19 protein-coding genes are annotated in these 23,783 nt (G+C 57.8%); 3 read left to right on the forward strand and 16 right to left on the reverse strand.

The genetic code is table 11. The features are described from left to right. The 3 genes from K8B33_RS03920 to K8B33_RS03930 all read right to left on the reverse strand — a co-directional run bounded on the left by K8B33_RS03920 (position 1) and on the right by K8B33_RS03930 (position 4,916). The gene (locus K8B33_RS03920; RefSeq protein WP_223423537.1) at positions 1-3,099 is read right to left on the reverse strand and encodes an efflux RND transporter permease subunit; all 3,099 of its coding nucleotides are present in this window, start codon (positions 3,097-3,099) and stop codon (positions 1-3) included. Beyond that, entirely contained in the window at positions 3,096-4,217 is a 1,122-nt protein-coding gene (locus K8B33_RS03925; RefSeq protein ID WP_223423539.1) for an efflux RND transporter periplasmic adaptor subunit, read from the reverse strand. Before K8B33_RS03925 ends, K8B33_RS03920 begins: the two co-directional genes overlap by 4 nt. Positions 4,218-4,298: 81 nt before the next feature. Beyond that, a complete protein-coding gene (locus tag K8B33_RS03930; protein ID WP_223423541.1) occupies positions 4,299-4,916 on the reverse strand; it encodes a TetR/AcrR family transcriptional regulator in 618 nt (205 codons plus the stop codon). Between the two features lie 90 nt (positions 4,917-5,006). On the opposite strand from K8B33_RS03930, the gene K8B33_RS03935 reads away from it, so the two are divergent. Together K8B33_RS03935 and K8B33_RS03940 are read left to right on the forward strand one after the other, a co-directional pair. Then, positions 5,007-6,521: an efflux transporter outer membrane subunit gene (locus tag K8B33_RS03935; protein WP_223423543.1), complete on the forward strand. Its 1,515-nt coding sequence runs from the start codon at positions 5,007-5,009 to the stop codon at positions 6,519-6,521. 15 nt (positions 6,522-6,536) lie between these two features. Then, on the forward strand, positions 6,537-7,334 hold the full coding sequence (locus K8B33_RS03940) for an SDR family NAD(P)-dependent oxidoreductase (protein WP_223423545.1): 798 nt from the start codon (positions 6,537-6,539) through the stop codon (positions 7,332-7,334). Positions 7,335-7,387: 53 nt separating this feature from the next. Here K8B33_RS03940 and K8B33_RS03945 read toward each other — a convergent pair whose 3' ends face one another. After that, positions 7,388-8,398 (reverse strand): AraC family transcriptional regulator, encoded by a 1,011-nt coding sequence (locus tag K8B33_RS03945; RefSeq protein ID WP_223423547.1) that lies wholly within the window; start codon positions 8,396-8,398, stop codon positions 7,388-7,390. A 161-nt stretch (positions 8,399-8,559) separates the two neighbouring features. On the opposite strand from K8B33_RS03945, the gene K8B33_RS03950 reads away from it, so the two are divergent. Then, complete coding sequence (locus K8B33_RS03950) at positions 8,560-9,444, forward strand: fatty acid desaturase family protein (RefSeq protein ID WP_223423549.1); 885 nt, start codon at positions 8,560-8,562, stop codon at positions 9,442-9,444. A 424-nt stretch (positions 9,445-9,868) separates the two neighbouring features. Here K8B33_RS03950 and K8B33_RS03955 read toward each other — a convergent pair whose 3' ends face one another. The 12 genes from K8B33_RS03955 to K8B33_RS04010 form a co-directional block, all read right to left on the reverse strand. Continuing rightward, positions 9,869-10,240, reverse strand: a complete 372-nt coding sequence (locus K8B33_RS03955) for a hypothetical protein (protein ID WP_111656277.1) — start codon at positions 10,238-10,240, stop codon at positions 9,869-9,871. A 212-nt stretch (positions 10,241-10,452) separates the two neighbouring features. After that, positions 10,453-11,214, reverse strand: coding sequence for a glutathione S-transferase family protein (locus K8B33_RS03960; protein WP_223423551.1), 762 nt, complete (start codon positions 11,212-11,214; stop codon positions 10,453-10,455). 45 nt (positions 11,215-11,259) lie between these two features. Further along, positions 11,260-11,679, reverse strand: coding sequence for a transposase (locus K8B33_RS03965; RefSeq protein ID WP_223423553.1), 420 nt, complete (start codon positions 11,677-11,679; stop codon positions 11,260-11,262). Between the two features lie 148 nt (positions 11,680-11,827). Then, entirely contained in the window at positions 11,828-13,498 is a 1,671-nt protein-coding gene (locus tag K8B33_RS16190) for a J domain-containing protein (protein WP_223423555.1), read from the reverse strand. A 333-nt stretch (positions 13,499-13,831) separates the two neighbouring features. Then, the gene (locus tag K8B33_RS03975; RefSeq protein WP_223423557.1) at positions 13,832-14,125 is read right to left on the reverse strand and encodes a hypothetical protein; all 294 of its coding nucleotides are present in this window, start codon (positions 14,123-14,125) and stop codon (positions 13,832-13,834) included. 119 nt (positions 14,126-14,244) lie between these two features. Further along, positions 14,245-15,705: a hypothetical protein gene (locus tag K8B33_RS03980; protein WP_223423560.1), complete on the reverse strand. Its 1,461-nt coding sequence runs from the start codon at positions 15,703-15,705 to the stop codon at positions 14,245-14,247. A 416-nt stretch (positions 15,706-16,121) separates the two neighbouring features. Then, the gene (locus K8B33_RS03985; RefSeq protein ID WP_223423562.1) at positions 16,122-16,442 is read right to left on the reverse strand and encodes a hypothetical protein; all 321 of its coding nucleotides are present in this window, start codon (positions 16,440-16,442) and stop codon (positions 16,122-16,124) included. 72 nt (positions 16,443-16,514) lie between these two features. Beyond that, positions 16,515-16,880 (reverse strand): DUF2513 domain-containing protein, encoded by a 366-nt coding sequence (locus K8B33_RS03990; RefSeq protein ID WP_223423565.1) that lies wholly within the window; start codon positions 16,878-16,880, stop codon positions 16,515-16,517. Positions 16,881-17,038: 158 nt separating this feature from the next. After that, positions 17,039-18,655, reverse strand: coding sequence for a DUF5677 domain-containing protein (locus K8B33_RS16195; RefSeq protein WP_223423569.1), 1,617 nt, complete (start codon positions 18,653-18,655; stop codon positions 17,039-17,041). A 159-nt stretch (positions 18,656-18,814) separates the two neighbouring features. Continuing rightward, a complete protein-coding gene (locus tag K8B33_RS04000) occupies positions 18,815-19,642 on the reverse strand; it encodes a GTP-binding protein (protein ID WP_223423572.1) in 828 nt (275 codons plus the stop codon). Between the two features lie 498 nt (positions 19,643-20,140). Next, on the reverse strand, positions 20,141-21,202 hold the full coding sequence (locus tag K8B33_RS04005) for a hypothetical protein (protein ID WP_223423574.1): 1,062 nt from the start codon (positions 21,200-21,202) through the stop codon (positions 20,141-20,143). 99 nt (positions 21,203-21,301) lie between these two features. Beyond that, the gene (locus K8B33_RS04010) at positions 21,302-23,503 is read right to left on the reverse strand and encodes a caspase family protein (protein ID WP_223423577.1); all 2,202 of its coding nucleotides are present in this window, start codon (positions 23,501-23,503) and stop codon (positions 21,302-21,304) included. Positions 23,504-23,783: the final 280 nt, after the last annotated feature.

Below are 23,783 nucleotides of genomic sequence, written 5' to 3' on the forward strand. Positions count from 1 at the left end.
TCAGCTATTGCTGATGTTCAGTTCTTCATGGGCATAGTGCCCCTTACCGGGTGACGGCTTGATCTTGAACCAGATGGCGTACATTGCGGGCAAGAACACGAGCGTCAGAATGGTACCGGCCAACGTGCCGCCGATCAGCGTGTAGGCCAGCGTTCCCCAAAACACCGATTGGGTGAGCGGTATGAACGCCAGAATGGCAGCGAGCGCGGTCAAGATAACCGGGCGCGCACGCTGTACCGTCGCCTCGACCACCGCGTCGAAAGGTGCCAATCCATCCTGCGTATTGCTATGGATTTGCCCGATCAGAATGAGCGTGTTGCGCATCAGGATGCCGGACAGTGCAATCAATCCAACCAGTGCGTTAATACCAAATGGCTGCTGAAACAACAGCAAGGTGGGCACGACCCCGATAAGGCCCAGTGGCGCGGTGGCGAATACCATTGTCATCGCGGAGATCGAGCGAACCTGGAAGATGATCGTGATCAGCATCAGGGCGATCATGATGGGAAAGAGCGGCGCCATGGCGCGATTTGCTTTGCCGGATTCCTCGATAGAACCACCCAGCTCTATGCGGTAACCCGCTGGCAGTGTGGCGATGATCGGCTGTAGCTCTTTCCAGATGGCATTGGAGACGTCGGGCGGCTGCAAGCCCTCAGCGATATCACCGCGCACGGTGATCGTCGGCGTGCGGTCGAAGCGGCGCAGGATGGGATCTTCCATCTGGACATCCACCGTTCCAATCTGTGATACCGGAATCCGCTGGCCGGATGCGCCTGTCAGGGTGAAATCTGCGATCCGGCTCGGATCAAGCCTTGTGCTGCCGGCCGAACGAGCCACAACCTGCACTGAGCGGATATCCTCGCGCACTTCGGTAACAGGGATGCCACTCAACAGGAACTGCAGCTGTTGGGCGACATCGTTCGAGGTCAAGCCAAAGCTCTGCAGCCGATCCTGATCCAGCGAGAAACGCAGTGCGGGTACGCGTGCGCCCCAGTCGGTATTAACCGTTCGCATCTGGGGAGAAGCCTGCATGACCGCACGGACCTGAGCCGCGATGTCGCGCAGCGCATCGGGATCGGGGCCCATTACACGAAACGCCACAGGAAAAGGTGAGTACGGGCCGAATACCAGCTGGCTCGCCCGCACGCGCGCCTCTGGCGCGAGGCCATCGGCTACCGCCTGGCGCAACCTGAGCGTGAGTGCCTCGCGTGCCGCCGGATCATCCGTGAGGACAACAATTTTGGCGAACGAAGGATCGGGCAGCTCCGGTGCCATGGCGAGATAAAAACGCGGCGCCCCTTGCCCCACGTAGGCCGTCATAATCGTCGCCTCCGGCTGCTCGGCCAGCCAGGCCTCGACCTTGGCGGTCGCCACGCTCGTCTGCTCGATTGAGGTGCCATAGGGCATTTGCACTTCGACCAGCACCTCAGGCCGATCAGACGTTGGGAAGAACTGCTTGTTCACTACGCTCATACCCAGAAGCGCGGCAATGAACAGACTGACCACGCCTGCCGCCACATGCCATTTGTAACGAATCACTGAACCAAGAAGCCGACGGAAGCGCTCGTAGTGCGGCGTCGCGTAAATAGCGTCATGCCCACCTTCACGGGGCTCAAAGTGCGGGAGCAGTTTCACACCCAGGTAAGGTGTGAACACGACAGCGACGACCCAGGACGCAATCAATGCAATGCCGACGATCCAGAACATATCGCCGGCGTATTCACCCGCCGTCGATCGGGCAAAGCCATTCGGCATGAAGCCGATCGCTGTCACCAGCGTTCCGGAGAGCATGGGTGCAGCGGTATGGCTCCACGCATAAGCCGCGGCACGAATACGGTCGTAGCCTTCCTCCATCTTCACCACCATCATCTCGATGGCGATGATCGCATCGTCGACCAGGAGCCCCAGTGCCAGGATCAACGAGCCGAGCGTGATGCGATCGAAATCCTTGCCGGTGGCTGCCATGACGATAAAGACGGCGGCAAGCGTCAGGGGAACAGCCGCCGAGACCACCATGCCGGCGCGCCACCCCATACTGAGGAAGCCAATCAGCATCACCACAATGAGGGCGGCGAAGAACTTGAGCATGAACTCGTCGACCGCCGAACGAATATTGTCAGATTGGTCGGTGACCTTGGAGAACGTCATGCCGAGCGGCATCTCGGCGTTGATCGCAGCAGCTTCCTCTTCCAGCCCTTTACCGAGATCAAGGCCGTTCCAGCCCGCCCGCATGACGACACCGAGCAGCAGAGCCGGCTCACCATTGTTGCGAATCAGAAAGGTGGCCGGGTCTTCGTAGCCGCGCTTCACCTCGGCAATATCGCCGAGCTTCAGCGTATTGCCCTGGGCATTGACCGGCGTATTGCGTATCGCCTCAAGGTCATCAATCGCGCCATCCAGCCGAATGAAAACCTGGGGCCCGCTGGCATCAATCGAGCCGCCGGGCATCATCGCATTACGCCCGTTCAGTGCAGCGAAAAGGTTGTGCGGCGAAACACCAAGCGTCGCCAGGCGATCATGTGAGAACTCGACAAAAATCCTTTCAGACTGCTCGCCGATGATATTCACCTTCTTCACGCCCGGCACGTGAAGCAGGCGCTGGCGCAGGCTTTCCGCCTGGCGAACGAGGTGACGATGAGGCTCGCCTTTTGCCTTCAACGCATAAAGCGCAAAGGTCACGTCAGCGTATTCGTCGTTCACCATGGGACCAATGACGCCCCTGGGCAGGCTGCCGGCCTCATCGCCAAGCTTTTTACGCGCCTGATAGAACTGATCGGGGACCTCGGCGGGTGGCGCGCTATCAAGCAGATACACCGTGGTCAGGGCCAGGCCTGGTCGCGTAAAGGTCTCCGTCCGGTCATACCAGTCGAGTTCCTGCATGCGTTTTTCCAGGGGCTCGGCGACCAGCTCTTCCATCTCCTGCGCTGTCGCGCCGGGCCAGGCGGTGACCACAGTCATTTGCTTGACGGTAAACGCAGGGTCTTCAGCCCGGCCGAGCATCAGGAAAGCCACGATGCCGGCAATGAAAATCGCCAGCATCAAAAAAAGAGTGACCGAGCTCTCGCGTACGGCGAGGGCGGAGAGGTTGAAGCCGTTCATGGCTGATCTCCGCGATTGGCGGCCAAGCCTGCAGCAACTGCGCGTTCATCGAACTGCACGTGCTCGCCCTCCTGCAGGAGGTGAACGCCGAGCGCCACGACGCGATCGCCCGTTTCAAGGTCGCCAACAACCGAGGCCGTTTCCTCTCTGAGGCCGACCACCTGCACAGCCTGCCAGGTGACCCGAGGCGTCTCCCCTTCGATCAGCCATACCCCGGGCCCTTTCCCCGGATCGAAGAGTGCGCCTATCGGCACCTGCAATGCGGAAGCGGAAGAATCCATCTGGATGTCGATGGAAACGGTGGAGCCCAGCGGCGCATCTGCAAGATTGCCCTCGAGTACGTAGCGGGCCGCGAAAGTGCGCGTCAACGGGCTTGCAGCATCCGACAACTGGCGAAGCGTTGCTGAGTCGGTCAGCCCGCGGGCATACAAGGTTGCACGCCCTGTGGACCCGATCGTCGGTCGGAGCGTTTCGGGGAGGTCGATGAGTGCCTCGCGGGGCCCGGCATGGGCCACCCGCACCACGGTTTGGCCGGCAGCAACGACTTGGCCGGGTTCTGCCAGCGTTTCCACGACCACTCCGTCAGCATCGGCGAGGAGCACCGCATAATCGGTCTCGTTGCGCGCAACGTCGGCCCGAGCCTCGGCCGCCATGAGGTCCGCCCGAGCCGTCTCGACGGCTGTGCGGGCGCTGTCGTAGGCCGATGCTGACACCGCGCCTCGAGAGACCAGATCACGGTATCGCGCCTCGTCCTCCGCGGTTTGACGCACGCGCGCCCTGGCGGCAACCACGGCCTGCTCATAGGCTCGCGCGGCGAGTTTCAGGTCCGAGGGATCGATGCGCATGAGGGGCTGGCCGCGCTCGACGGCCTGGCCTGTATCGACTAAACGCGCCTGTACCTTGCCGGGCACGCGAAAGCCGAGGTCGCTTTGCACCCGCGCGGCAACCACACCGGTAAAGGAACGCTCGGCCTGCCCATCAACCTCTACCTCGGCTACCCGGACATAGGGGCTCAGCGTGCGAGGGTCGGTGGAAGCACTGTCGTCACTGCACGCCACCAGAACCAGGGGCAGCAGACCGATGAAGACGAGGGAATGAATATTGCGGCGCTGAAGCATGGCGACCTCCAAGGGAAAGAGGCCTTTATATTCCGACTAGTGACTAATTCTGTCAATAGTCACCATGCATAAACACGCCTTTCAGGGTGCCAGGCTACGCAATACCAGGTTCGAAAGCTGCGCGGGGCCCTCCTCGACGAGATCCAGGTTGTATTGAAGAAGAAGAGGGTTCACATAGGGCTGCATGACCAGAAAGATTGAACTCACCGTCTCGTCCAACGGGGTTTTGCGCTCGAATTCACCACTCTCACGCCCTTCGCGGATGATCTCCAGCAGCATCTGCCTGATGTGCTCCCCATAGGCGCGAGCAGAGGGCCAGCCCTCGCCGGCAGAGTGGGCGGCGATGTCATACAGCTTGCGGTCATTGAAGAAAAGGCCAGAGCCCGTCTCCACTAACACCTTGAAAATTCTCCTGAATTTATCCGTTGGCGTGGATGCGCTCACTACAGCTTCTTCAACCGCCTCGACCATAGCGTTCAAGACTTTGGCGCAGATGGCCTCGCCAATGGTCTGTTTGGAATCGAAAAACTTGTAGATATAAGCCTTTGAAAAGCCAATCGATTTGGCCAGGTCAGAGACTGTGGTTTTCTCGTAGCCGTAGTGGCTGAAGTGCTCTTCGGCCGCCGCCACGATCTGTTCGCGAACACTGTGTTCGGCCGGCCCTCGTGACTGCGGTGTAGCAGATGGGGGTTCAATCATCGCTCGTGTGACCTCGTATTCTTTAGCTTGACAGTTAGTGACCATAATGGATTATAGTCACTTTAACAATTTTGCGCTCCGGAGACCCTCATGCTCACCCGCCCACGCTCTCTCGCCTTTCTGATGAGCACCAGCCTGATGAGTGCCAGTCTGTTAACGGGCAGTCTGTTAACAGGATGTGCGGTCGGCCCTGACTATAGCTCACCCGAGACCGTCTTATCGCCTCGTTTCCTTGGGCAGGACGACGTTGAAGAGCGTGAAGTGCAGAGCGTGGCAAACCTGCAGGCCTGGTGGGCCGCTTTTGATGATCCCATGTTAGCGCAATTCGTTATGCGCGCCCTTGAGCAGAATCTGGATATCGCCCAGGCGGCAACCCGTGTCACCCAGGCGCGTGCCTCATTACATCACGCCGATGCAGCGCTGTTGCCAGCGGCCAACGTGAGCGCCTACGGGGCCGAAGTATATCAATCGCTCGAGACCCCACTGGGACAGGTGCTTGCCGCCACACCCGGCTTCGACCGCCGAGGCAGCGCCTTTGAGGCCAATCTTGGTGCGAGCTGGGAAATGGATGTGTTTGGTGGCCTGCGACGAGGACGGGAGGCTGCGCGCGCGGAGTATGTGGCATCTGAAGCGGGCACCGTCGCAACACGTCTGGCCGTCGCCGCCCAGACGGCGGACGTATACGTCATGATCCGGGGCTTGCAGGCGCGTATCACGATTGCTGAACAGCAAGCTGAGACCCGTCGCGAACTGCTCGACACGATCAGATTCCAGTACGAAAAGGGGATTGCTGCCGAGCTTCAGGTGAACCAGGCCGAGGGGGCGCTCGCTCAAGTCGAAGCACAGATTCCGGTGCTTGAGGCCGGTCTCACCTCGGCGATGAACGCGCTGGACGTGCTTCTCGGCGTACAGCCTGGCACCTACCGCGCCGAAGTGAGCCAGGTGGCGCCGATCCCCATTGCGCCAGGCCTGGCCGAAACCGGCACGCCGGCCGAGATGATTCGGCGGCGCCCGGATCTCATCGTGGCTGAACAGCGACTCGTTGCGACGAATGCGCGCATTGGCATGGCGGTTTCAGAGTACTACCCCAAGTTCTCGCTCGGCGCACTGCTGGGCAGTGCCACCACGGTATCGGGTAGCAACCTGTTCTCCAGCGATACCCATCAAGCCCAAGGCGTGCTCGGCCTTCGCTGGCGCCTGTTCGACTTTGGCCGCGTCGAAGCACAGATTGCCGCCGCGCGCGGCCAGGACGCAGAAGCACTTGCCGCCTACCGTCTGGCCGTGTTGCGCGCAACGGAAGAGGTGGAGAACGCCTTTTCCGCGCTGGTTAGACGCGAGGCCCAGGTCGACATTCTGGCGCGGGGCGAATCCTCGCTCGCCCGTGCCCGCGAAAACTCACTGGCCGCCTATGAAAGTGGTGTCGTCAGCCTGATCGAAGTGCTCAATGCCGACGCCAACTTGCTGCAGATCAGCGACACGAAAGCACAGGCACAAACCAACACCGCGCGTGCTGCCATTGCCTCCTTCAGGGCGTTGGGAGGCGGGTGGGACGCATCGCATGCTGCCGGCGAGGACCTTTACGGCAGCCTCTCTACTCCCCGATAACGACAGGTAAGCGACATGACCTTGGACATGACTTTGACAGACACTTCATGGGTGCTCATCACGGGGGCGTCGAGCGGCTTCGGCGAAGAGTTCGCCCGCCAGTATGCCGCGCAAGGCCACTCACTGGTGCTGGTGGCGCGTCGGCTGGATCGACTTCAAGCGCTCGCCGAGACACTCCGCCAACAGCACAGCATTGAAGTTGTGACGCAGCAGGTTGATCTCTCAGACATTGCTGCGGTTACCCGGTTACATCAGCGCCTCCACGAAATGGGCATCGAAATCTCCACCCTGATCAACAATGCCGGTCATGGATTGCAAGGCCCGTTCGTGGATAGCACGCTGGATTCGACGCTGGCGATGCTACAACTGGATGTGACGAGCCTGACTGCCGTCACGCACCTCTTTGCACAAGACATGCGAACACGCGGGCACGGCAAAATATTGTTGGTGGCAAGCTTGCTGGCCTATCAGGGTGTGGAAAACTTTGCTGTTTATGCCGCGGCCAAGGCCTATGTATTGCGTCTGGGCGAGGCGCTGCATCGCGAGCTCAAGCGCGACGGCGTCACCGTGACAACACTCTGCCCCGGCATATCAGAAACCGGCTTTGCCACGGCGGCGCAGCAGAAGGTCACGCCCGTATTGAAGCAGCTGATGATGCAACCTGCCCCTGTGGTGCGCACCGGAATCCGTGCCCTGCAGGCCGGGCGCATCAGCGTCGTGCCAGGTTGGGCGAACAAGGCGCTTGTCATCCTTACCTGGGCGACGCCGCGCTGGCTGCACCAGGCTTTTTTATCACGCGCGATGAATGGATGAACTGCCACACTGTTGTTGTGCGTCGCCATTAAGCTGAGCGCCTTCAGGCGCTCTCACTTGCCGGACAACTTGCGGTACTCCCCCGGCGCCTGCCCGAACCAGCGCCGGAAGGCACGGGTGAAACTGGCCGTGTCGCCGTAGCCCAGCTGCAGCGCGATCTCGTCGAGCTTCATCTGGGTGCTTTCCAGAAGCTGCACGGCCAACTGCCGGCGCTCTGCTTCGACGATGTCGCGAAAGCTGGTGCCTTCTTCTTCGAGCCTGCGCCGCAGGCTGCGCGGCGCCATGGATATATGCTGCGCGACATCTTCGATCGACGCGACCAGGCCCAGCGACCCCAGGACAAGCTGGCGAACCTGACCGGCCACGCCGCCGACCTGGCGCCGCTTGAGCTGGGCGCGACACTGATCTTCCAACAGGCACACCAGATGGGCGTCGTACATCGGCAACGGGATCTCGACATCCTCCCGCCGCAGTACAATGGCGTTGCGAGTGCTGCCATAGCGCGGCGCAATACCGCACAAGGCCTCGATGCGTGCGGCGTGCGCCGGCGCCGGTCCTTCATACTCCAGACCAAGCGCGCGAATACCGGACAGGCTGAGTTCCGTGAGCAGATTGACCGATGTCCCGGTATCACGCTCCAGCAGAAACTGGCGCAGGTGCTGCGGAATAGCGCCGGGATCGGCACAAAAAGCGAGCTCGTGTTCGTCGATCACAGACCAGAAGCGACAGTAGGCCGTGCTCAACGGCAGGTAGCGCAGGGATCGCTCGATCCCCTCGCGCAGCGTGCGGCTCGTGCGCAGCGCGAATCCCCAGATGCCGAACGTAGCAACGTTGTATTGCATGCCCAGTTCGAAGCCCAATGCCGGCACCTGAGGCAGCGCCAGGATCAGATTCTCGATCAGACGCATTTCCTGCTCCCGCGAGATCAGTGCATCCGCGTCGCGCAGCTGTGCCACTGTGATGTCAGTACCCAGCAGACAGGTCTCGGCGTCGACGCCGTAACGCGCCGCGAAGTTGACCATCACCTGAGCAATGGCGATCGGATGTAGAACACTCGTCTGCACTGACATGCCCCCTACGGAAGTACACCGCTCTTATTAACCGCCACCGCTACTTATTACTGCTGGTTGGCCGGATATGCCCTGCCGAAGGCCGCGAATGCGCTGTCGCGCATCGCCAGCGCCCCCTAGATTGGAAGCTCGTCAATATAAGCTCGGAGTGCCCCATGGAGCAGGACCTGAATGCGCTGAACAAGCAGGCAATTGCCATCTCGAAAAAGTATACAGGTGGACTGGCGTGGCCGACAGTCATCATGGTGGCGCTCGTGCTGATGGCCTTTGTCGCCAACCTCTGGCTGTTCGTGGCCGGCGTGACTCCCCTGTGGGCAGCGACGCTGATCTATGCCGCGCTGACGTATATGTCGTACACGCCGCTGCACGAGGCCGCCCATGGCAACATTCACGGCAGCCACCAGCGACTGCAATGGCTCAACAATCTCTGTGGCTACCTCGTCGCGCCGCTGATCATGGTGCCCTACTCCACGCACAAGGTGGAGCACTTCACCCACCATCGCTATACCAACCAACCGGACAAAGACCCGGACTTCATCGTCAGCGGGATGCGTCACGGCTTTGTGGCCTTCATCGTCTACGGCTTCAAGTTTCTGTGGACACAGAACACCTTCCTGTTTCGCGACCACTGGGCGACAATGCCGCGGCGCGAACGTGCCATCTACTTCGCCGAAGTGGCGCTGGCGATCGGTTGGCGCCTGGCTTTCTTTGCGTTCTTCCCGGCTGTGTCGACCCTCGTGTTGCTGATCGCAGGCTTCCTGCCCGGCGGCTTATTCACCGCCTACTGGTTCGCCTACCGCCCGCACCTGCCATACGAAGAGCCGGCGCGCTATCGCAACACCAACAGCCTGATCATGCCGGTCTGGATGAAGCCTCTCGAATGGTTCTGGTTTGGTCAGAACCTGCACTCGATCCACCACGCATTTCCTCGCGTGCCGTTCTATCACTACCACGCCCTGTTCCGCGAGATCGAGCCCGTCATGCGCGCCCATGGCGCGCCGGTGATTGGCATCTTCCATCGCAGGCCGGTGGGTGCGTGACAGCGGGTCTGATCGCCGTAACGTTGCACTGGTGCTGCCCACCAGAAATGTGATGGCAACCCCGTAAAACGCAGCAGGGGCGGTCAGCTTGGCTGACCGCCCCTGCTTGTCCCGGCACAAGACCCTATCTGCTCTGCCCAGGGAGGGATGAACCGGAAGCCGTCCCAGCCGCGTAAAGTGGAAATCAGGTGTCTACTTTTCCTGGGTAACTCGGATGGCTAGTGGATGATGGGCGGCAGTCTAACATTCCTGCCAGGCACTGGCGCACTGAGTGGCCCGTGAGGACTCCTCCCCAGCGCGCCGCCTGCTCAACTGCGATGCCCCGGTGTGGCGGGACTCTTTCCATCACTTCGCTTGGCACCGGGTGGAGCCAGCGGCGCATAGGGAGCGGCGCGGAAGGGCCTGAGCTAACCTGAGTGATGTGTCAGGCGCCTGCGTACCACAGCACTAAACCTCCCGCCAAAAACAGGACAACCCAGGACAGATGCCGGCCACGGGTAATCACTAACGGGAGGATTCCTGAAATAACCACCGTGTAACCCAGGACGACCAGGACTGACTCCGTCGTCAGATCGCCGGACGCCGCCAACCAGAGCAGCAACGCAATACCCCACCAGGCGACGGTGGTAATGTGCCACGCAAAGCGAAGGGTACGAGCCGTGAACTCGGTGCCACCGAAGAGCTTGGGCAACGCGTCCCGGCGGAACAAGCGAGTAAGGATAAAGCGCTCGCCCAGCACCGAATGCGCCAAACCGAGCATGAAGATCAACACCGCAGCAATATATAGAGCCATCATAGTTTACTACCTCTCCGCCCGCTGGCTGGCCAGCGCTGGTTCGCCTAAATCAAATGGGCATGCTTCATTTCACCCTGTCATTTTCTGGCACTCCACCGGCCTCAGATAGCCGAGCGCCGGAAGCATATCTACCTTATCTGCTATCACTTCCGTGGATACTTTAGCCATGCCCTGACCTGGAAGTGGCCACTGCAATGAGGCAAGTCCAACACTTACCCACCGACCGCCGCGCTTACTCCACGATGCTCACGGTAGATGCGCCTTACGTATTCGCAGCCTGGGTGATTCCGCCAACGTTCCAGCCAGTGCTCCCACCCGGACGGTAGTGGCCTTGGAATATCAACCGGGTACTCTGACGGCAAGCAGGTGGGGAACAAAATGGTGGCGGCGGTGAGGTCTGCAACGCTGAAGCGATCACCGACCAGGTAACCCGTCCGCTCAGAATTTCGCGCAACAAAATCCAATGCTTCCTGGGTCAACGTACAACCGGCTTCAGCGCCAGCCGCATTGATCTGCATATCAAGCATCATGATCGCTCGGATAGCCGGAAATGCAGACACATACAGTCTCTGCTGCCATTCAGGCAAGCCTGTGGCGATACGACGCGCGCTATATTCGGTATGCGGCAACATTTCATAGAACCCGGCGCGTCGTACGGCAGGGCCGATCTTGTCATCAAACCATTTCTGCAGCGCCAACGCTTGTGCACGCGAGTCGGGATCTTCCGGGTACAGTGGCAACTCGGGCCAAGTCTGCTCCACATAGTCAAGCACGGCAGCCGAAGTCTTCAGCACGTTGCCTTCATGACGCAATATTGGCATTGCTTTCTGGCCAAAGCGGGCGATCAACCGCACAGCATGCGGCCCAGGAAGCAGCGAGTGCCGGATGTGCGGCACACGCTTGTAGTCCAACGCCCAACGCACTTTCTCTGGGTACAGAGAAAAGTGCATCTGCCAGAGCTCTGGATGACTCATAGCTTCCCTCTCAAAAGCCTAACACTGCCAACAACGGGTGATTCCTTACCACTTTAAGGGCAAACTCGCAGTTCTTCTCTGCCAGCTCGCTGAGCTCTGCTTTCTTCGCTGGAAGAACCGCTCGGCCTTTTTTAGCAGATCGATCTCCTCGCTGCGTCTGGCCTGCTCTCGTTCCAACTTCTTGACCTTCTTCTTTGCAGCGGCGAGCTTGTCCTCGGCCTCACGCACAGGATCTGCGCGATCAGGACGCCGCTTGGGAGACGGGGCAATAGGCTTCATATGCTTGTTCTCCTTCAGCTCCCCTCGACGATACTCCATCTGCCACCGGTATAGCATCGCCGGCTGGATGCCAAGGAACTCGGCCAAATCCTTCGATCTAACGTCAGGATGATTGGCCAGCTTAACGGCCTGGAGTTTGTAGGCCAGAGTATAGCAGTCGTAGTCTCTCTTCCGGGTGTGTCCCATGCTGCACCTCTCTCATGAACAGAAATATCTGTTCGAGAAAGTGGTTACAGATCAGGCGGGTTTGGAGGATCAGCGGAAAAGCCGGTCCGGGTTGACGCTGTTGTTAGCTCCTCGGTGACGTCACCAATGACCTCTGACGTCATGGGTTTCACATCAAAAGCCCCTGAATTTCGACTTGATGCTGTCGAGTTTGGACAACCACCCCACTATCGGTGGCGTAAATTGCCCTTATAGGGTCTCTCGTCGTCAGTTCGCCAGCTTTCAGTCCATCATGCGCGAACCACTGGAACTGTTTTCCTGTGAGCAAGCCAAATCCCGCTTGCGTTACCAGCAACCGTCCCTGCTGGAAGACGTCAAGAAATGCTGCAAGCTTCGCGCTATCTTCTATGATGTATAATCGAGTTGGTGTAAGGAAGTAGGTATACCGGCCAACATCAACGATTTCCTTCGGGCAGGCCCCAATGTCGTACACCACCTCGGGCTGCCCCTTTCTAGAAACTCGGATGACTTTGCCAGAGTATGTAGCCAGATAAGCGCCACCATCCACAGCAGCAAAACTTGCCGCGTAGACCCAATCTTGCGGCACTCCTCCTGTCATGGTGATCTCGAGTCGAAGGCCCTCGATCTCCATAACGTAGTCGGGACCGGTCCGGGAAAAATACGTAACATCAGATTCTTCGTATCCAAGCGTGTTCGGATCGACACCGGTCAAAATTTCGAACGCAGCGTTCAAAGCTTTCATTCTCTCGGTAGCAGACGGATCCCCAGCATTGCGGTCCGGGTGGTGAGCCTGCGCCAACCTACGGTATTTTTGCTTGATATCCGTTGGATCAACGGGTAGAGACAGCCCGAAAAGCTGTAGCGCCTCCTCAACGTCTTGAGCCACGCCAAAGCGTTCGCTGCGTCCCACAACACGCTTCCAACCTTCCTTCAGTGGCATAACGAGCCCCCAGACTGCATCGCCAGAGACCGTGCAGCACCAAGCTTCGTCGGCTAGCGTAAAAAGATACCGATCACCCTCAGGAGCAACATCCACGGCACGAACCTGGGACTTAAACTCACCCCAGTAATCTGTGTCGATTGTCCGGAAGTGGTCAACGACACGGGAGTCCTCGCACAAATTTGACTCGGTTATGATGTTCAGCTCCTCGTCGTAGGCATGGAGCAATCCGCTGGAATCCATGATCGCTATACCGGAACCAGCGGCACCGATTCCGGTTCGATAGGCATCATGGTACAGAGTTTTTTCACCAACTAGCGCCCCATGTCGATCCATTCTACGAAGTACGCTCTTCACCCCTGATGAGGGCGCACTGGCCCCGGAACGGTCGATCAACCAAGTCCCTCTGGCATCGATGACAGCAATAGTAAAGGCAGGATCTGGCCGCTCGTCACTCTTCAGCTTTCGCTCGCCTACAAGCGTCCAAGGGGCATCTTCCGATGCTTCAAACAGCGGTAATGATGAGGAGCTTGCGACATCCACCGGTTCGTAGCCATGCTTTGTGCCCGACTTCCCCATCTCTTGCAAGATACGATTGAAGCGACGTAAATCAACGTCCTTGACGTGATCAGGGACACGTTCGAACATTTCAACAGATTGCTTTGCCGCCGCCGCTAGCTGCCCAGACTTCACCCGCTGCATAATCAGTTTGCCATACGCTTTGGCTATAACCTCCCCGACTCGTCCCTGCCGTTGCTTTGGAGGTAAATCACCCGCGAGCTTCACGACCTTAGTGTGCTGATTCTTGAATCCAGCCTGAAACACAGGACCAATCGATGGGTCATTGCACTCACGGTGAAACTCATCACGCCCGTCCACCTCCCAGGTCGGCGGTGATGGTGGCAGCGGGACATACTTAGCTTGGGACCAATCGAGCTCCCTCGGGGGTTCCCGCCTACCGGATTCTCTATTTGAGCTTCGGGCAGTACGCGTCAATCCCGTGGAACTTTGGGCATCTGGGGCTCTTCCTTTTCCGAACAATTTTGATAGTAAGCTAAGCATTCATAATTTCTCTATTCGCCCTTAAATCAATGTCAAGCACACAGCGTAGGCAGACCTTGTATTCGAGCTAACGACCGGCGCAGCGGGCAAACTGTAGCGACGAAGGAGCGAAGGCTTGGTCAGACTGGCGCCACTTGTTAGCCGAAAAAATCACTTAAACCACTTTTCGTAGAGAACCGCATGGCAGCGCGATGCAATACAGCCAAAGCACCAAGTAATTGCTGCATATATTCCGACCAGAAACCACAAGCCAACCGCCAGCGGCGGCAACCCATATTTGTTAGTCTTTTCAATGAGATCAAGGATGACAGTGGATAAAGCCAGCCCCCAATACCCCGCAACAATAAAAGACAACGCTCCGAGCAGGACCAAGAAGATCGAGTGCACCTCAGCGAATGTACGTTCCTGTTTCCCCAGCGTTAATAGACTCACCAACTTGTCCATGTGACTCATTTCCTTCCCTTCTGCTAAGGCTGCTAACACGCGCAGCTTTGTAGTGGAGGCAAAGCCGTAACGAAAAGACTGTCGCTGTGCTTAGCCTTGCTAGCGTCGCTCTATTCCTCTTAAGATTTCCTCTTAGGCACAATCTTGAAAGATGCTGGATCGTAGGAGTATTCGTCTCGGTGTTGATCATACTTAACCTGCCTGGCACGCAGGGCCGCCTTCAGCTCGGCCAGAAACGGACGCTCACTTCCATCCCGCTCTGGTTGATCGGCAGCGTACTCAGCTAACGCCTTGCCCCACTCCTCCCCTTTAAGGGATTGACGTCGTTTTGAAACTTCCATGTAACGTCTCTCAAACTGCCTTCCTCCTGAAACATCGCTCCAGGTCGCGCGGCGCAAGTCGTCAGCGGAGAAGCCAGCTTTCTCGTCGATTCTAGCAGCCACCTCTAATAATTCTTTCAGATCGAAATTAGCAAACTCAAAATCAGGCTGGTGCGCTGCTATATGGCCAACAATCCGACCTTGCTCCACCTGTCGGCGTACCAACTTTACGTTCGCGGCTACGTCCATATCGAAAGAAAGGAAACTGAAGCGGCGGAGCTTTCTGTCTTGGAAAAGGCCATCCTCCAGCTTCAAAGCTATGTTGCCCTTACCGCTGGCGAGGTTTCCTTTAAGATTAACGAGCTCAATGTTACAACGCCCAGGTTCTGGCAAAAGAGTTAGAACCGCGTGGTATTCCGTGTCGCCTTCAACATACCAACGCACCACGCTGCCAGTAATAAGACCAAAGTTCACCGCGACATGATGCCTCGCTTCAGCGAGGTTCTCTAGTGGAGTCTCTGAGCCGTAGGCCAGCGTTCGTGCTCCTTTCATCCAGACGCCAAAGGCATTGTCCTCCTCGGGCCAACTTGCACCGTGGACTTCCTCAAAAGCCCTCCGTAGTACTTCTGCCATGTGCCGAAACCATACACCAGCAGCTACCTTTCCTTTGAGATTTTCCCTAGCAGACCAAGTAGAGAGTCGCAGAAGCAAGTAGAGATCCGGGTTGTCGTCTACGCTAGCCGCATCCTGCCTTAGATTTTCGTGCAGCACTTTCCACTCTTCTGGGTTGAGCGCTCGAACTAACTCTAGCACTTTCGGACGGTATTCCTGCAAGTGAGTCGCGTGCTCGTCCTCGGATACGGCTCCAGGCCAAGTAACCTTGTCAGTGATCAAGGGCCAGTAAAGCGGTTCCAGAAGCACCGCAATATCTACAATACGATTACAGCTTGAGGCGACCGCATCAACCTCCTCTGATACAGGCCGTAATATGCAAAGGAGCTTATGAGCAACATATATCCGAAAAGGGTGAAACAGAGGTTCACCGTCGCCCCTTACTCCATCTGTATTGAGCCACCCACGCTGAAGGAAATCTCCCGGATCTCCTCGGACAACTCCTTTTATAGGAAGCCCGCATTTACGGGTAAAATGCAGAAATTCAGCCTCAGCCAGCAATCTGTTCTGCCGAAGGTATTCGAGAGCCATTTGGAAACTGTCTGTGCTGCTAAAGCTGTCGCTGCTTCGCGATTCTACATCTGCCATGTTCTCACCCTAAAACACATTCTTGCTCCATCTGGACGAAGCGCCGCTGGAAGTCAAAGTGTACCGCCAACGCCCGCCATCATGCGCTTGTCGCATGCACGGCATTGTTATGCAATCCGATCACCTATATTCCGCCATTCCTCGTTATCTATAAGTGAGGATTTCCCTATCTTAATATCTTTGCACTTATCAATATTTTTTATTGCATCTTTTATAACCTCAAAAAAAGCATCTGGCGCCCAAGGACTAACAGACAATTTTATAATAGAATCTATCGATAACTTTATATTCTTTACGCCCACATCTCTGCCTGATGGGTATATAATTCTTAGCTTGTAATGAGATAGATTATTTCTAAGAGATACCGTTTCTTCAATGTCAGACCTTATATCATCAGGGACTGCTTGATCGAATTTTTACGCGAGAAGTATTCTCACTTTCGCACCAACCGAGGACTCGCCATTGATCTTCTTGTATTTTTTTCTCAAATGAATGAAATCATTTATTTCATCTGCATGGATTATATCTTCGCATATCTCATTTACAAAAGCTTCGATAGACATAGCGGAAAACAGAATTCCCACGATACTTGTTGAAAGAACAATGCCATCTTGGTGCTCGAGCTTTGCGCTAAGAGCATTCTCATGTGCTTGATCCAAATAAAAGCGCACGAGTGAGATATGCACATATCTAACCCCATTGCTTCCGTCAGTTCTCCCTTCGTAAATAACTGGCATATTTTTTAGCCTAACGTTTGAGCTCGCGCAGCGGCCCGTCAGGGGCGTCGCGCCTGCAGCGAATTGTTGGGCCTAACCGGTAATTTCCGACAGAGCCAGACGTTGCGCCAACTCGTTAACAATGTTGAAGGACAGGCTGAGGCTCATTTCCTGCGCCAGCGTCTTGATCCGATTCCATGTGGTGTCAGCACGCACTTTGTCTAGGAACTCATGCCCAGCCCAGGTTAGGTCAAATGGAACAACCGAGATAACCCTATCACTGGTGCTCGATTTGATCGGTTCGCAGTTCAAGAGGCCTGCGTCATACAGCAGATTGCAGTGGTACTTGATCAGGGGTTCTTCATATCCGTCAATCGAGGGGACCTTCACATGGCCAGAATCAGGCTTTTCCTCGAAGTAGAAGAGCAGCTTTCTAACAAGGTCCATGTCTCGCTTCATTTTTCTGGCCACTCCTGTTTGTGCTGGGCTCGCTCCGCATCACCTGCCGGCGGAAGCGGGCAAAGCTCGCTGTAGCTGGTCAGGTGCATGCGATTGTTATGCGGCATCCACGTTAAATCGGGGGGCTACCGTCTTTTTTCTGACCCAGTCGGTGCTTACTAACTCGATGACTCATTATCCTGATCGGTATTGGGCGCTGTAGCGCTTGATTCCGGCTCTCCTAAAGCGACGCGAGGAATTATCTCATCGCTGGGGAATAACCCTTCTAGAATGCCAATCATTTCATTTACCAGTTTGACTGCATCCGGCTCCACCGACCTCAAACTACGGTGAGCCACCCTTGGTATCCGGTGCAGCCGATGCAGCGGGTTGTGGCAAGTCACGAAGTTTGTGTCACGTACCGCTGCCCAGTTTCCGTGAATGTAGCTCGAAGACCAATCATAATATTTGTCATAGATATCCTTTGCACCTGAGTCCATTGCAAGTTTTCGCAAGTTGCTGCCCGCCCAATGGCCAACATCGATGTTTAGGAACTCTTGCCATGTATCCTCGTTGGCAATCGAGTAAAGCATGGACTCATCGATAAAATTCGGTAGGTCACCGTGCGTCTGCTGGGTCTTTAAAAAAGCAAGTTTGGCCTGGCCAGCCCCATAGACTCTGTATGACTGCCACATTTCCGCCGAATCAGTTTTCGCAAGGTAATGGATTGTTATGGAGACCTCAGCGAGGGACCTAAGCGCGACTGCACCAACGATCCTTGTGTGGATGCGATGCATCCCAATCTCTTCTAAGATTCCAAGCGCGTAAAGCACCAGTCCGAAAGCTGAGTCCAGCTTAGCATCAACGCGATCCGCTCGGATATTCCGACGAAATTTTTGTATAACCCCATCACGAGCAGCATACAGGGTGTTGGGATCAATTCCAGTTTCGATGAATGTGTAGCCTTCACCTTCTGATGGGTCTATACAAACTGTGTCGCGCAGTACCTGTGCCCAGAAGCCCTCGGTCCATTCCGCCGGGTCGTTGCGGCGGAGACTCATTTCCATGGAGCGGATTGAAGGGCGAACTGATCTCATGTCGCCTTTGTCAGGAAACAATCGAAACTCCTCAAGCCGATCGGCAAAGGACGCTGGAAACCGCATTCGACCCGACATGATAGCGACAATGACCTTAAACCATCGGATGTCGGTAGATGCTTCCGATTGATGATCTAGAACATTAGCAATCGCATGGGCAAGAGTGTTCCAATCGTGTTCCGTCGGTTCCGCATCGACATATCTTTTCCATCTGGCAATTCCAGGGAGGTCCTCAATGAGCAGAATCGGTCGAAGGGCTGCATAACCTAATGGGTGAGCTAAAGGTATCTTGATGAAATCGTGGAACTCCTCATCTGAAACCTCCGCCAATTTCGTTTGGTCGGCGACAATCGAAAAGTTCAGGCCTACCTCTGGATCTGGCGACTGCTCTTCGACGGTCCCATCATCTTCTCGCAGGAACCAACTCCGGCACTGCACCACCACCTTCCGCAGTACATCTAGGTAATGCCTTCGCTCTAGGACGCTTGCGAGCAGCACTGCCCAAAGCATCTCTGGCATATGGTGATCCGACCAAGACGATGTTTTCATATTCGGAATCTGTGCCAACGGAGGCACTAACTTGCTTCCGGCGCGCTTGTGCTGATCGATCGAGCTGATATTTAGGGAAGAAAAGCGAGAATCCTTGCGTCGCCCCCCTTTTCCTGCTTTTTTGCGCTTCTTTTTCGTACCTTTACTCACTCGCTCCCCCTGCGTCTGCCAACTTTCTGCCCAGAGCGAGCGATGGCAGATAGCGATTTTCGTTCAATCTTCGGCTCCGCCGACAGTTAAATGCCGCATAACGAAAAAGGTAACCGGCGCGGAGCCGCAACGCGGCGGAGCGTCCGGTTCACCTGCTGGTTAGCTGCGTACGCGCACAACTACGCCCATGCCGACAACTCTTCCATCTCGCTCCAGAAGGAAGCGCGAGCCCTCGGTTGCCTTTACCGCTGATGTTAACTGCAGCACCAGCTCTCCGTTGTCTCCAGGGGTTAATGCTCCTGCGGATACGGTTCCTCTTGCTACCTGTCCGTTGACCCAAAGCACGACCTCCGAGCCATTGGCCAATGACCTGGAGAGTCGCGACTCTTCGGGTGTGAGCACGTAGACGTAGGAGTCTAGACGAGTACCGGTAAGGTACGCGACGTCAAACAGTCTCCTCGGTGGAGTCGCGGAGACTCGCTCAAGAACTTGCTGGAGTCCAACGCCGTTTGTATGAAGGCTAGGGATCACTCTGATTCTGGAGTCGTGGAACACCATCGCTGAGTCGCCATCCATCGCGTAGGCGTTCATCAGTTCTCTTACCTCAAGCTCAACTAGCTCGACCAACTCGCCGGCGTCCCTCATCCCCTCGAGACCACGCATATTCACAAACATCATAGACAAGCTAGGTACACCAGCTTGCCGTGCAATCTGAATGTGTTCTCGCGTTATAGGTAGCGGGCCCTGAGTGGCGTCGATAACAATTACGGCGTGTTTTGCATGCTGAGCATAGCTTGCGACGTCTGAGGCTGAGCTGCTCCGGCTTGGTGCACCGAGAACGTTCCCATGCGCCGAACAGCTCGAACGGCATTGCTCCATTACGCTCATGCGGGCGTCATCGCCCAGCAGAACAACGTCGATTTGATTCGCCCATACAGGAGAGGCGGCGAAAAGCACCAGTGCCAGAAATGTTTTTACGAGATCCATGATCTGTCCTTGACCGAGCAGCTAACAGGTACTAGGACGCCGGCGCATATATCCAATAACGACGCTCGCGGCCTATCACAATATATGTATTTTTATAATGACAAACAGTCAATACAAATCAATATGTTAGAGATGAAACCAATCGAGCATACCCTGTTCGCGTGACTTCTTCTTTTCTCAATCCAATAACACTGTCCAAACCACGATAGCCTTGAGCCACGCTGACGCCCAAGCTTGGCAAGCAAGATCAGAACACCAAACACGCTACCGCCCTACCCGACATCCCACACATCATCCCATGCGTGGCGAGCATCATGATTTTCAGCATATTGATAGCGTGGCGGCGGCACCTCTGTTGGTGGGCGCTTGTCCGGCATGCCAGTAACCCTGCCCTGATACTGCCCCGCCGGAAATGTGATGGCAACCCCGTAACACGCAGCAGGGGCGATCAGCCTGGCCGACCGCCCCTGCTTGCCTTTCGGCATGCGGGTGCATGAGTTATCCGCAGTAGTAGTAATTGATCCAGTAGCTGTCATCCGGCATGCACATCCCGTTGGCCAGGGGCGGTGCTTCGATGATTTCCGGGTCGCCCTGTTCGTCGCGCCGCAGCACCAGATCCACGCGACCATCGGTGGCTACAGCGACGATCGGTGACAGTACACGGTGTACGCCATCGGTGGTGGTGACTTCGATCTGTACTTCGATGTTGGCCGGGATAATGAAGTTGCCGCTGCCGCCTGCCATGACAGTGCTGCAGTTATTGCAGGCGCTGTTGTACAGGGGCTGGCCGGTCAGGGCGTTACGCACGTTGACGTGCCAAGGGGTGTTGGAGGTCAACGTCAGGGTGGCTTGTGCGGGCGGCAGTTGTTGTTCGCCGACCACCAGTTCGCTGCGCTGGCCTTCGAAGATCGCCACTTCTGCCTGGCGTACCACGGCCAGGGAGGGCATTTGTACGGCGTAGACGGTCATCAGGCCGTCTGCGGGCAGGCGCAGGGGGACGTTGCAGGCGCCGCGATTGACCAGGCCTTCCAGTGCGTTCATCGGATTGCCGATGGTGATGCCGATGATGTCGTCGGTGTAATTGCACACCAGCAGTGTGCCGGTCTTGGTGTGCTGGCTGCCCCAGAGTGCGCCATAGGGGTTCCAGGTGCCGCCTTCGCGGGCGGTAAAGACGGGTGATGTGATCACTTCCAGTTCTGCCAGCGGTGTGCCGTTGCGGGCTTGCCGCAGGGCGGACTCGCGTATGACGTGCAGACGGATGATGTCATTGGGGCCACCGAGACTGCGCAGGTCGACGGTAGCCGAGGTGCCGGCGAGGCGCCAGATGCGGCCGTTGCCGTTCTTGAAGGTGGGTGATGTGCTGACGATCAGGGCTTCATCCGTGGTGTTGAGCACGGTCATGTTGCCCTGGGCGTTGCTGGTCATCAGCGGCACGCTGGACGGGTTGACGAAGCCATTGCCGCCCTTGTCATCGCTGCTGCTGCCACCACAGGCGGCAAGCAGCAGTGTCAGCAATGCCAGAGACAGCATCTTGAAGAATGGTATCTTGAATGAATGCATGGGGCTGCCCTCCTCAGGGATAGCGACCTTCGGGTCTTGTCCTGTAGGAGGGACTGGAAGGCAGGGCCAAACGGCCCTGCACTTTTTTTACTTAATTCATCAGGGCGTGCGGGTTTCCCAGCGAATCACTTCTGCGCCGGCTTCTGCGGCGCCGGTGCGGGCAGCGGTGCCCAGGCCTCGGGTCAGGGGCATGTCGCCGATGGCTTCGGCCAGCAAGCCGAGGCTGCCGCGCACGGCGACGCCGCTGCCCAGGGGGTCCGTGCCTGCGGCGCGCAGGGCGCTGTATTCCATACCGGATTGTTCGAGCCAGGCGTAGCTGACCGGCGGGCCGCCGCGGCTGACGGGGTTGTGCAGCACCAGCAGTTGTTCGGCGCCGACGGTGTCACTGGTGACTTCGGTGGGGGCCAGTGCCTGGGCGGTCTGGCCGGGGCCCAGGCGGCCGGCCTGGCCGGGTTCGGGCCAGAGTTGGTAGATGCCGTGGGCGTTGTCCACGAACAGCACGCTGATGTCGGCGTCGCTGCGGCCGCGATTGGTCACGGCCAGTCGGACTTCGTCGCCGGCGTACAGCGCCAGGCTGCTGGCCGGGTCGTAGGGTTGCCAGGGGCCGCTGCCGCCGCGCCGGAATTCAAAGCGGGTGTCGAGGGTGCCGCGGCCGCCGCGCAGAACAGAGGCGGTGCGCAGCAAGTTAGTGGCGCGCACCCAGCGCTGCAGGCCGTTGTGCAGCACCACGGTGGCGGCGCGGGCGTCGGGCTCGCCGTCGATAGCCAGTGCGCGCAGCCGGTCGGCCTGAACGGCTTCGCAACCTGACGCTTCGGGCAGGGAAAGTGTTTTCAACAGCGCGCAGGAAATCTGGTCATCGCGGCCGATAAAGAACAACTGCCCGTCGGCGACATGCAATAACAAATCCGCTGATTCGCCGGGACCAACCCATTGCAACGTGCGGGACAGAAAATCGTGTTCATCCAGCGCGTCGATCGCTTTGTCCCAGGGCGCGGGGGGCGTGCCCACCCAGCGCACCCGGTGGCTGACGCTCAGCGCGGGGCGCTCGAGCTGTGCCCAGACGCTGGCGCGGCCGAACTCTTCGGGGATGGCGGCGCGGCTGGAGACAAGGGAGGCCTCCTCCACCACAACGCGGAAGGCGGGTTCGGTTGCCGTGACGCTGGTATACAGCGCCACAACAGCGTCCGGCTCGAAGCCGTTGAGTTGCCCGGCATCCATGATCAGTTGGCTGCCATCACGGCGCACCGTGTAGCGGGTGGGGATGTCGCCGTCGCGGTGGAAGACGCGCCGGTCCATGTTGGTGCCGGTGACCAGCGGGGTGCTGGAGCGCCAGGGCAGGCCGTTGTACTCCACCATGATCATCTGGGCGAGTTGGCGATAGCTGATGTTGGGGTTCTGGGCCAGTACGCGCGCAAAGGTATAGGTGAAGAGGCCGTTGAATTCGGCGTTCGGGTCGCCCAGGGGCAGGCGCATTTCCGGGGTGGTTTCGTGGCTCTGGGCGGCGAAGAAGGCGATCAGGTCGCCGGTGGCGCGCTTATCGCTTTCTTCGCCGCCCGCGCCCGGCTGCATGAAGCTGGGGGTGGCAGCGGCCGGGTTGCTGGCGGCAGCGCCGCGAGTGCGGGTAACGGGAATGCCCAGTGCTTCCGGTGTGACCTGGCGCATACGCACGTCGGCATCGGCGACGCTGCGAGTCATGGTGCCGGCGTGGCAGCTGTCGAACACCACCCAGACATTGGCGCCCTTGCCGCGCAGGGCGTCCAGCCATTCGCCTACCTGGTAGTCGTAGAGGGCGTTGGGGATTTCTTTCTGTTCGAAATTCCAGTTGCTCACATCACGGGGCAGGAACAGTTCGTTCAGGCCGTCGGGTTCTTTCTCCAGGTCGTCGGTGGGCGACTGGCTGCCGTGGCCGGCGAAGTGCAGGAACACCAGATCGTCAGCTTTTACGGTGTCGATCAGTTGTTCCATGGCGTCGGTGATGGCCGCCAGGGTGGGCAGGCCGTGGGCGCCGTCCACGCCGTCTGCCAGCACGCGTATCTGTTTGGCATCGAAGCCTTGTTGCAGCAGCAGGCTGCGCAGGCGCGGGATGTCCTTGCGGGGCCCGTCCAGGGCGAGATCCGGGTGCAGGTCGGGATACTCGGAAACGCCGACCAGCAGCGCATGCTGGGCCGGGGCGCTGGCCTCGGCGGCCATCGCGGTGAACAACAAGCCCAGCACTGCCAGCCCAACAGCTGCAAGTCTCCTGCCCTGCCACCCACTGCGGTGGTCACTGCCATGATCGGCACTGCATCGCCATATGTTCATCGGGTACGCTCCTTCCCTGTTACGGTTCATCGATTCTTGGAGGGACGCCTCGGTGTGTTTGGACACGGGCCTGTTTAAACAAGCACCCCGGGCATTCTTATCTTGTGGGCTCTGTACTGTCGGCGCCGAACTTTCGGCACCGACTTGACGCCCTTATGTTATAACAAGCTCATCCGGCCACCCTGTACTATCATGGCCTGTACTATCATGGCCCGTACTATCAATGGTAAGTGCCCAGCATGGTATTTGTCCCGCGTATGGTAACGCTCTCTTGACCGCC

Source organism: Alcanivorax limicola, from assembly GCF_019931215.1.
In the GTDB taxonomy this organism is placed as follows: domain Bacteria; phylum Pseudomonadota; class Gammaproteobacteria; order Pseudomonadales; family Alcanivoracaceae; genus Isoalcanivorax; species Isoalcanivorax limicola.

What these genes read in the sequence shown, in the direction of transcription:
- K8B33_RS03920 (WP_223423537.1), bottom strand. Translation starts at nt 3,099, where the DNA reads ATGAACGGCTTCAACCTCTCCGCCCTCGCCGTACGCGAGAGCTCGGTC.
- K8B33_RS03925 (WP_223423539.1), bottom strand. Translation starts at nt 4,217, where the DNA reads ATGCTTCAGCGCCGCAATATTCATTCCCTCGTCTTCATCGGTCTGCTG.
- K8B33_RS03930 (WP_223423541.1), bottom strand. Translation starts at nt 4,916, where the DNA reads ATGATTGAACCCCCATCTGCTACACCGCAGTCACGAGGGCCGGCCGAA.
- K8B33_RS03935 (WP_223423543.1), top strand. Translation starts at nt 5,007, where the DNA reads ATGCTCACCCGCCCACGCTCTCTCGCCTTTCTGATGAGCACCAGCCTG.
- K8B33_RS03940 (WP_223423545.1), top strand. Translation starts at nt 6,537, where the DNA reads ATGACCTTGGACATGACTTTGACAGACACTTCATGGGTGCTCATCACG.
- K8B33_RS03950 (WP_223423549.1), top strand. Translation starts at nt 8,560, where the DNA reads ATGGAGCAGGACCTGAATGCGCTGAACAAGCAGGCAATTGCCATCTCG.
- K8B33_RS03955 (WP_111656277.1), bottom strand. Translation starts at nt 10,240, where the DNA reads ATGATGGCTCTATATATTGCTGCGGTGTTGATCTTCATGCTCGGTTTG.
- K8B33_RS03960 (WP_223423551.1), bottom strand. Translation starts at nt 11,214, where the DNA reads ATGAGTCATCCAGAGCTCTGGCAGATGCACTTTTCTCTGTACCCAGAG.
- K8B33_RS03965 (WP_223423553.1), bottom strand. Translation starts at nt 11,679, where the DNA reads ATGGGACACACCCGGAAGAGAGACTACGACTGCTATACTCTGGCCTAC.
- K8B33_RS03975 (WP_223423557.1), bottom strand. Translation starts at nt 14,125, where the DNA reads ATGGACAAGTTGGTGAGTCTATTAACGCTGGGGAAACAGGAACGTACA.
- K8B33_RS03980 (WP_223423560.1), bottom strand. Translation starts at nt 15,705, where the DNA reads ATGGCAGATGTAGAATCGCGAAGCAGCGACAGCTTTAGCAGCACAGAC.
- K8B33_RS03985 (WP_223423562.1), bottom strand. Translation starts at nt 16,442, where the DNA reads ATGCCAGTTATTTACGAAGGGAGAACTGACGGAAGCAATGGGGTTAGA.
- K8B33_RS03990 (WP_223423565.1), bottom strand. Translation starts at nt 16,880, where the DNA reads ATGAAGCGAGACATGGACCTTGTTAGAAAGCTGCTCTTCTACTTCGAG.
- K8B33_RS04000 (WP_223423572.1), bottom strand. Translation starts at nt 19,642, where the DNA reads ATGGATCTCGTAAAAACATTTCTGGCACTGGTGCTTTTCGCCGCCTCT.
- K8B33_RS04005 (WP_223423574.1), bottom strand. Translation starts at nt 21,202, where the DNA reads ATGCATTCATTCAAGATACCATTCTTCAAGATGCTGTCTCTGGCATTG.
- K8B33_RS04010 (WP_223423577.1), bottom strand. Translation starts at nt 23,503, where the DNA reads ATGAACATATGGCGATGCAGTGCCGATCATGGCAGTGACCACCGCAGT.